Annotated in this window: 3 protein-coding genes; all 3 read right to left on the bottom strand. The window is 65.8% G+C overall.

All coding sequences use genetic code 11. The annotated features are described in order from the left end of the window. Positions 1-89 precede the first annotated feature (89 nt). Genes G3480_RS26125 through G3480_RS26115 form a run of 3 tightly spaced genes read right to left on the bottom strand, consistent with a single transcriptional unit; the run spans position 90 to position 2,482 of the window. Entirely contained in the window at positions 90-629 is a 540-nt protein-coding gene (locus G3480_RS26125; protein WP_164657124.1) for a S26 family signal peptidase, read from the bottom strand. Then, positions 616-999: a hypothetical protein gene (locus tag G3480_RS26120; RefSeq protein ID WP_164657123.1), complete on the bottom strand. Its 384-nt coding sequence runs from the start codon at positions 997-999 to the stop codon at positions 616-618. The genes G3480_RS26125 and G3480_RS26120 overlap by 14 nt, the downstream gene beginning before the upstream one ends. Beyond that, entirely contained in the window at positions 992-2,482 is a 1,491-nt protein-coding gene (locus tag G3480_RS26115; protein ID WP_476718475.1) for a TraG/VirB4 family ATPase, read from the bottom strand. The genes G3480_RS26120 and G3480_RS26115 overlap by 8 nt, the downstream gene beginning before the upstream one ends. Between the last annotated feature and the right edge of the window lie 50 nt (positions 2,483-2,532).

Raw genomic sequence — 2,532 nt, 5'->3', positions numbered from 1 at the left:
CAGAAACGGGGGGGTAAGTCACTCAACACCACCACGAGTTCTAGCGGCAACATCGGGCAGCCACAAACGGCTGCAATGGCAGAGGCGGACTAACTTAATTTCTGGCTAAAACTGTCCTTGACTTGGGGTCCACCACAGGTCTCGCCAAGCATCCAGAAGTGCTCGACCGGAACCCGCTCGTGGCGCAGCAGGCCCGCCGGATCGCGCTTTAGCGCCGGGGCCAGTGCCAGTCCTTGCGCCATCGGCATGCCGTTGATCGCGGTCTCGGCGAGCGTGACCGTCACCCAGTCTCCCGGCACCCCGGCGGCGTGTTTGACGAAGAGACGTCCCTCGAAGGCGGGCACGCCCAGGCCCTGTGCGCGGAAGGCCACCAAATCCCCCTGGATCACCTCCTCGGGGCCGGCGAAGGTGTCGATCAGAAAGACCCGCGAGGACTCCAGACAACTGTGCGCCTGCAGATCGATCCCAAGGCGGTAGCGGATCGCGCCATAGGCGCCGAGGCCCAGCACCACACCGAGAGCCACGACGGCCAGCACCGCCCAGCGCCAACGCAGCGGCCGAATGCCGCCCCACCAGCGACGCCCCAAGAGCCGACCTTGAGCACCTTTCTCAGTCCTACTCGGGCGCATACGGCACCTCCGTTTCCAGAACCGTCAGCGCAGACGGAGCGGCCAGCACCGCATGACGATCCAGGACCAGTATGCCCCGCGCGGCCAGGCGCTCGGCGGCCTGGGTATAGTCGCGCAGGATCGCCGTCATCTGCGCCGGGTCGGCGCCACGGGCGGCCGCGGACAGGTCCAGCAGCAGCACCGGCGGCCGAACCTCCAGGGCCAGGGCGAGCTGACGCTGCCACCAGAGGCTCAGAGAGACGCTGCTCGCCAGGGACATGAGTCCAGCGACAAGAACGACCGTGGTCAGCCCTCGCCGCCCCGCCTCCCCCGTCGTCCGAACACCTGGGCGCGGCGGCTCTGGCGCTACGCATGTCCGACCCTCAGCCATGCCCAGGCTCCGCCAGCAACTTCCGGATCGCCGCGTCGATCGACAAGCCCTGCCGGCGCAGCGCACCGAGCGCCGCAACATCGCGAGGGTGGGTCGAATAGAGCAGCTGACGGAAGGGATCCACCACCAGCCGCCCGATTCCGGCCCCGTAGTCGCCGATGACCAGGATCTCGGAATAGACGCCGGGGACCGTGTGCACGGTCTTTAAGCGTTCCGCCCCGCCCTCGGTCAGCGGCAGGCGCTTGGCGGCGCGCAGCTGATCAATCGCCTGCGCCGGCTGAGCGAGCAGGAAGGTGTGGGCCGAGTTCTCGGCGATCGCCCGCCCGGTCGGATGGGCATAGAGGTCGTTGAGCGACTGGGTGACCGTGACCGCCGCACCGCGGTACTTGCGAAAGCGCCGGTAGCCGGTCTCGATGAAGCGGGCGACATCGCCCTGGGTGAGCAGATCCCAGGCCTCGTCGAGGATGACCAGCTTGGCCTGGTCGCGCTCACCGAGGTACATCGCCTGCTGGATCTGATAGATGAGCTGCAGCAGCACCACCTGCTGGAGGTGCTTGCGGCCCTTCAGCTCCTCCAATTCCAGTACGACGAAGGGCGCGGAGAATTGGATGCTGTTGGGTCCGTTGAAAAAACGCCCGTACTCGCCCGAGGTGGTGAAGGGATAGATCTGGGTGCCCAGATCGCGCAGCCGGGGATCAGGCTCGGCGGTCAGGGCGGTGGCGATGCCGTCGATGGTCATCGCCGCTCCCTCGGCATCCCACAGGATCTTGAGCACCCGCTTGAGCCCCGAGAGTGCATAGTCGTCCAGCCCGCCCGAGGGTGCGATCATGGCCCCGACCAGGGCCGCGATCATGTCGGCCTCCTCGTCCCAGTGGACCACCAGCTCGAAGGGATTGAGGCAGATCCGCGCCTCGCGGGTGAAGGCCAGGAACTGACCGTCCAGGGCCTCGCAGAGCTTCTCGTAGGAGCGCCCGACATCGATCACCCAGCAGCGCCCACCCACAGACAAGGTCGTGGAGATCAGCTCGTTGGTCAGAAAGGACTTACCGGCGCCCGACTGGGCCGCAATGCAGGCGTTGTAGTTGGAGGCCGAGTCGAACAGCGAGAGGTTCATCAGCTGTCCGCCCCGGCTGATGAGGTTCAACACCGGGGTGCCGGTCCCTTTCCAGTCCCCATGCACCGGCATCAGGTTGACCGCATGCGAGGCCGCCAGGGTGCGGTAGCGCTGCATGTCGCGGATGGCGGTGCGGTCGGTGCCGAAGGGTAGACAGTTGAGAAACAGGGGGAGCGTGAAGAAACGGTCGCTCACCACCTGAAAGCCCAGCTCGCGCCAATAGGTGCGCAGGTTCGAGGCCGCGGCGGTGGCCTGGTCCTTGGGCGCGAACAGCACCAGTCCCAGGTGCGCCCGCACCGGCCGGTCGCCGGCATCGAGACGCTCGAAGAGCACCCGAAACCCCATAGCCGTCAGGCTAAGAATAGCCAACGTTATTCATTTTCCATAAACCATTTATATTTCAATCTATTGAACAACTC

Origin of the sequence: Thiorhodococcus mannitoliphagus (assembly GCF_010915725.1) — a bacterium.
GTDB classification, from domain to species: Bacteria; Pseudomonadota; Gammaproteobacteria; order Chromatiales; family Chromatiaceae; genus Thiorhodococcus; species Thiorhodococcus mannitoliphagus.
Note: the sequence above shows the minus strand (reverse complement) of the source record. Positions and strands in the feature narration are given on the sequence as shown.

Bases quoted from the DNA above. Each gene is read 5' to 3' on its own strand.
- G3480_RS26120 (WP_164657123.1), bottom strand. From the start codon at position 999: ATGGCTGAGGGTCGGACATGCGTAGCGCCAGAGCCGCCGCGCCCAGGT.
- G3480_RS26125 (WP_164657124.1), bottom strand. From the start codon at position 629: ATGCGCCCGAGTAGGACTGAGAAAGGTGCTCAAGGTCGGCTCTTGGGG.